The organism is Mesorhizobium sp., from assembly GCF_024509055.1.
Classification (GTDB): Bacteria; Pseudomonadota; Alphaproteobacteria; order Rhizobiales; family Rhizobiaceae; genus Mesorhizobium.
In genome coordinates, this window is sequence record NZ_JANINM010000090.1 from 1 (window position 1) to 5,202 (window position 5,202).

General features: G+C 64.7%; 5 protein-coding genes. 1 reads left to right on the forward strand and 4 read right to left on the reverse strand.

The features are described from left to right. The first annotated feature begins 193 nt into the window (after window positions 1-193). Window positions 194-1,258, forward strand: a complete 1,065-nt coding sequence (locus tag Q0L57_RS05540) for a TraB/GumN family protein (protein WP_296739219.1) — start codon at window positions 194-196, stop codon at window positions 1,256-1,258. A gap of 573 nt (window positions 1,259-1,831) precedes the next feature. Here Q0L57_RS05540 and lpdA read toward each other — a convergent pair. From lpdA to sucB, 4 genes are all read right to left on the reverse strand, one after another. Continuing rightward, entirely contained in the window at window positions 1,832-3,238 is a 1,407-nt protein-coding gene (lpdA, locus tag Q0L57_RS05545) for a dihydrolipoyl dehydrogenase (protein WP_296739221.1), read from the reverse strand. 24 nt (window positions 3,239-3,262) lie between these two features. Further along, a complete protein-coding gene (locus Q0L57_RS05550) occupies window positions 3,263-4,018 on the reverse strand; it encodes an SDR family oxidoreductase (RefSeq protein ID WP_296739224.1) in 756 nt (251 codons plus the stop codon). Then, window positions 4,015-4,545, reverse strand: a complete 531-nt coding sequence (locus Q0L57_RS05555; protein ID WP_296739227.1) for a hypothetical protein — start codon at window positions 4,543-4,545, stop codon at window positions 4,015-4,017. The genes Q0L57_RS05550 and Q0L57_RS05555 overlap by 4 nt, the downstream gene beginning before the upstream one ends. A 36-nt stretch (window positions 4,546-4,581) precedes the next feature. Next, window positions 4,582-5,202, reverse strand: a 621-nt coding sequence (gene sucB, locus Q0L57_RS05560; protein ID WP_296739228.1) for a dihydrolipoyllysine-residue succinyltransferase, incomplete at its 5' end; no start/stop codon positions are given.

A 5,202-nucleotide genomic window follows, 5' to 3' on the forward strand; every position in this document is an offset into this window, starting at 1 on the left:
TTCGTCATTCTAGGGCGGAGCAAGGAGCGAAGCGACGCGCGCAGACCCTAGAATGACGACGCGATGGGCGTTTCAGCCAATCGTCAAGGTTATTCGGTCCGAAACCCGAGCCAACGCCAAAGCTGAGCGCACCGGGAACAATTTCATTCTCCCGGTTAACCGTTTTGCCGTTTTTTCCCCCTAAGAAGTCCCCATGAAACGCGTCATCGCCATCGCCGACCGCGCGGCCGCCGTCTCGTTGAAGCTGCTCGTCGCGCTCAACGTGCTGTTTTTCCTGTCTTTCCTCGTCGTCTTGTTGCTGGCCGGCAGGGCGCATGCCGAGGCTTCCGCCTGCGGCGGGACGGATATGCTCAGCGCGCTTGAGAAGAGCGATCCCGCCACCTTCAAGAAGGTGGAGGCCGAAGCCGATGCCGTTCCGAACAGCAAGGGCCTGCTTTGGAAGCTGGAAAAGCCGGGCCAAAGACCGTCATACCTCTTCGGCACCATGCACATGACCGACACGCGCGTCACCACGCTGACGGCCGCTGCGCAGAAAGCCTATGATGGCGCCGACACCATCGTCATCGAAACCACCGACGCCCTGGACAAGGCCAAGATGATGGCTGCCTTGGCCTCGGAGCCCGGCCTGATGATGTTCACCGACAACACCACGCTGTCCTCGCTGCTGTCGCCGCAGGACGCGGACGTTTTGAACAAGGGGCTCGACGCGCGCGGTATTCCGCACCTGACCGTCGCCAAGATGAAGCCGTGGATCCTATCGGCGATGGTCGCGCTGCCGGCCTGCGAGGTGGCGCGCCAGGCTGGCGGCGCTCCCGTGCTGGACGTCAAGCTGGCTTCGGAAGCCAAGGCATCCGGAAAGGACGTCGAGGGGCTGGAGACAGCCGCCGACCAGTTGCGAGCCATGGCTTCGCTGCCGCTCGCCTTCCATATGAAAAGCCTGGTCGAAACGATGCGGCTCGGCGACAAGGTGAACGACGTCAACGAGACGATGATCGTGCTCTACCAGCGCGGCGAGATCGGCATGTTCTGGCCGCTTTTCAAAGCCCTGCTGCCCGGCGCCGACAACGACCCGGCCGGCTACGCCGCGTTCGAAGAGACGATGATCACCAGCCGCAACAAGGTGATGGCGGAGCACGCCGGGCCCATCCTTGCCAAGGGCAATGTCTTCATCGCGGTGGGCGCCCTGCATTTGCCCGGTCCCGACGGCCTGGTCGAGGATTTCCGCAAGGCAGGGTATATTGTTACCGCTGTCGACTGAGTCGCCTGGCGGCTGACGGCCTGAAAACGCCGGTTTTTCAGCGCTTTCCGTTCCGTCCGCGTGAAACCCGTTGCGCGATCCGTGCGTTGATGGCTGTTATTTGTTACTTTCATTCCAAGGAGGACACATATTATGGCGAATCCAAACGATACCCCTCAATCGGGCGGCGGCGGCAGCGGCTGGCTGATTGCGCTTGTCGTCGTTATCCTGGCCGTCGTTGCGTATTATGTCTTTGGCAGAAGCGGCGGCGAGCATGCCCCGGCCCCTGCTGAGCCCCCTGCCGCCAGCACACCGGCGCCAGCTCCGGCGCCTGCAACACCTGCGCCGGCACCCGCGCCCGCTCCGGCTCCTGCGCCCGCGCCGGCCCCTGCTCCAGCACCGGCTCCTGCTCCAGCACCGGCGCCTGCCCCAGCCCCAGCACCTGCGCCCGCTCCGGCACCGGCCCAATAATCGGACGGCATTTCAACAGCGAACGGCCCGCCTTTCGGCGGGCCGTTTTGTTTGGGCTATCGCGACTTCGTCATCCTCGGGCTTGAGCGCAGGATGACGAAGCAGGCGCGCTCGGCGCGTCCTCTAGATATGGATCGGCTTGAAGAACGTGGCCAACGCCGCTTCCTTCACCGCTTCCGACATGGTCGGGTGCGCATGGCAGGTGCGGGCGAGGTCCTCGGACGAGCCGCCGAACTCCATCAGCACCGCCGCCTCGTGGATCATCTCGCCGGCGCCGAAGCCGACGATATGGACGCCGAGCACGCGGTCGGTGCGCTTGTCGGCCAGGATCTTCACGAAGCCGTCGGTGTGCAGCATGGCGCGCGCGCGGCCGTTGGCACTGAACGGGAACTTTCCGACCTTGTACTCGATGCCCGCCTTCTTCAGCTCTTCCTCGGTCTTGCCGACCGAAGCGATTTCGGGGCTGGTGTAGACGACGCTCGGGATGACGTCATAGTTCACATGGCCGGCCTGGCCGGCGATCGTCTCGGCCACCGCCACGCCTTCGTCCTCGGCCTTGTGGGCGAGCATCGGCCCGGCGATGACGTCGCCGATGGCGTAGATGCCGGGCACGTTGGTTCTCAGATGCGCGTCTGTCTTGACCCGGCCGCGCTCATCCATCTCGACACCCGCTTCCTTGAGGCCGAGCCCGTCGGCATAGGGGCGGCGCCCGGTGGAGACGAGCACGACATCCGCCTCGATCGTTTCGGCCGCACCGCCCTTCACCGGCTCGAATGTGACGCTGGCGCCCTTCTTGGCCTTGGCGACGCCGGTGACCTTGGCGCCGAGCTTGAATTCGAAACCCTGCTTTGAGAGCAGCCGCTGGAACTGTTTCGAGACTTCGCCGTCCATGCCGCCGAGGATGGTGTCGAGGAACTCTACGACCGTGACCTTGGCGCCAAGCCTCGCCCACACGGAGCCGAGCTCCAGCCCGATGACGCCGCCGCCGACCACCACGAGGTGGGCCGGCACCTTGGCCAGCGAAAGCGCGCCGGTCGAGGACACGATCACCTTCTCGTCGAAGTCGACCTTGACGCCCGGAATGCCGGCGACGTCGGAGCCGGTGGCGATGACGATGTTCTTCGTCTCGATCTCCTCGACCTTGCCGTCCTCGCCGGTCACCGAAACCTTGCCCGCGCCGACCACCTTGCCGGTGCCGCGGAAGCTGTCGATCTTGTTCTTCTTGAACAGGAAGGCGACGCCGTTGACGTTGGAGGCGACCGTCGCGTCCTTGTGCGCCATCATCTTCTTCAGGTTGAGCTTGGGCGCGCCAACCTCGACGCCGAGCGTATCGAAGGCGTGGCCGGCTTCGGCGAACATCTCGGAGGCGTAGAGCAGCGCCTTCGACGGGATGCAGCCGATGTTGAGGCAGGTGCCGCCGAAGGTCGGGTTCTTCTCGATCACCGCCGTCTTCAGGCCGAGCTGCGCCGCCTTGATGGCGCAGACATAGCCGCCCGGGCCCGATCCGATGATTACGACGTCATAAGCCATGGAATTTTCCTCTTTCGCGGCCTCTTAGCGGCCGCCGCTCACATTCAGGATCGCGCCCGTTATATAGGAAGCCGCGTCCGACAGAAGGTAGAGAACCGCGCCGGCAACTTCGTCGGCGGTGCCCGCCCGCTTCATAGGCAGCATGTCCTGCAGCCGCGCCACGCGATCCGGCTGACCGCCGGAGGCATGGATATCGGTGTCGGTGATGCCGGGGCTGACCGCGTTGACGCGCACACCCTCCGTCGCGACTTCACGCGCGAGCCCGATGGTCATGGTGTCGATCGCGCCCTTGGAGGCGGCGTAGTCGACATATTCGCCGGGCGAACCGAGCCTTGCGGCAGCTGACGAAATGTTGACGATCGCGCCGCCCTTGCCGCCGTGGCGGGTCGACATGCGCCTGACTGCCTCGCGGGCGCAGAGGAAGGAGCCGACCACGTTGACGCGCATCATGCGCTCGAGCCGATCGGCGCTCATCTCGTCGACGCGCGCCTTGACGTCGACGATGCCGGCATTGTTGACGAAAGCGTCGAGCCCACCGAAAGCACGGTCAACCGCTTCGAACATCGCCATCACATCGGCCTCGTCGGCGACGTCGCCCTTGACCGCGAAGGCATCGCCGCCCATTGCCTTGAGTTCGGCAACCAGCGCATCGGCTGCTGCCTTGTTGGAGACGTAGTTGACCGCGATGCGATAACCCGCCTGGCTAGCCTGCCGGCAGATGGCGGCGCCGATGCCGCGACTGCCGCCGGTGACCAGCAATGTCCTCTTCTCGGCACTCATTCCTGGCAGCCCTTCAGCACGAAGACGTCCCATGGCACTTTGGAGAAGCCGCTGCCGCCCGAAGAGCCTTGGTCAGCGTGCGCGGCCGACATTTCGAGAGACGGCCCGAGATCCGGGAAGATCAGGCTCTTCGGCGCATCGGCGCCTTCGGCCGGCAGCAGCCCGATGCTGCCCTTCTCATCCGCGCTGTAGATGATGCCTTCCCAGACCGTGCAGGCGGCAAGTTCCTCGCCGGTGGCGTCGCCGCCCGGGCATTTGTACATCAGTGAGCCATGTGGCCGTGCCGCGCCGCCCTCGGTCCACATCGCGATGCCGTCGAGCACGACATTGTTGTCGAGGATCATCCGGAAAGTATTGGTGGTCGTCGCCGAGGTGCCGGTCGGCGTAAAGTCGACCTCGGCGCCGCTCTGCGCCTCGCCGTAGACGGCAAGCTGGATCGGGCAGGCGGCATGGGCGTCAGCCGAGACGAAAACTATGCTCGCTGCAAGCAGAACCGACCCGGCGACGCCACGAAAACGAGCTCTCATTCACCGCTCCGGCCGCGAGCCGCCATCTGGCCACCCTCAGAGATCGAGCACCAGCCGCTCCGGATCCTCCAGGCTTTCCTTGACCCGCACGAGGAAGGTCACCGCTTCCTTGCCGTCGACGATGCGGTGGTCGTACGAGAGCGCGAGATACATCATCGGGCGGATCACGATCTGACCGCCGACCACCATGGGCCGCTCCTGGATCTTGTGCATGCCGAGGATGCCGGACTGCGGCGCGTTCAGGATCGGCGTCGACATCAGCGAGCCATAGACGCCGCCGTTCGAGATGGTGAAGGTGCCGCCCTGCATGTCCGCCACGGAGAGCTTTCCGTCGCGCGCGGCAAGACCGAGCCGGCCGATCTCCTTCTCGATCTCGGCGATGGACATCTGGTCGGCGTCGCGCACCACCGGAACCACCAGGCCCTTGTCGGTGCCGACGGCGACGCCGACATGGGCGAAGTTCTTGTAGATGATGTCGGTGCCGTCGATCTCGGCATTGACCGCCGGGATCTCCTTCAGCGCATGCGTCACCGCCTTGGTGAAGAAGCCCATGAAGCCGAGCTTCACGCCATGCTTCTTCTCGAAGACGTCCTTGTACTTGGACCGCAGCGCCATCACCGCGCTCATGTCCACCTCGTTGAAGGTGGTGAGCATGGC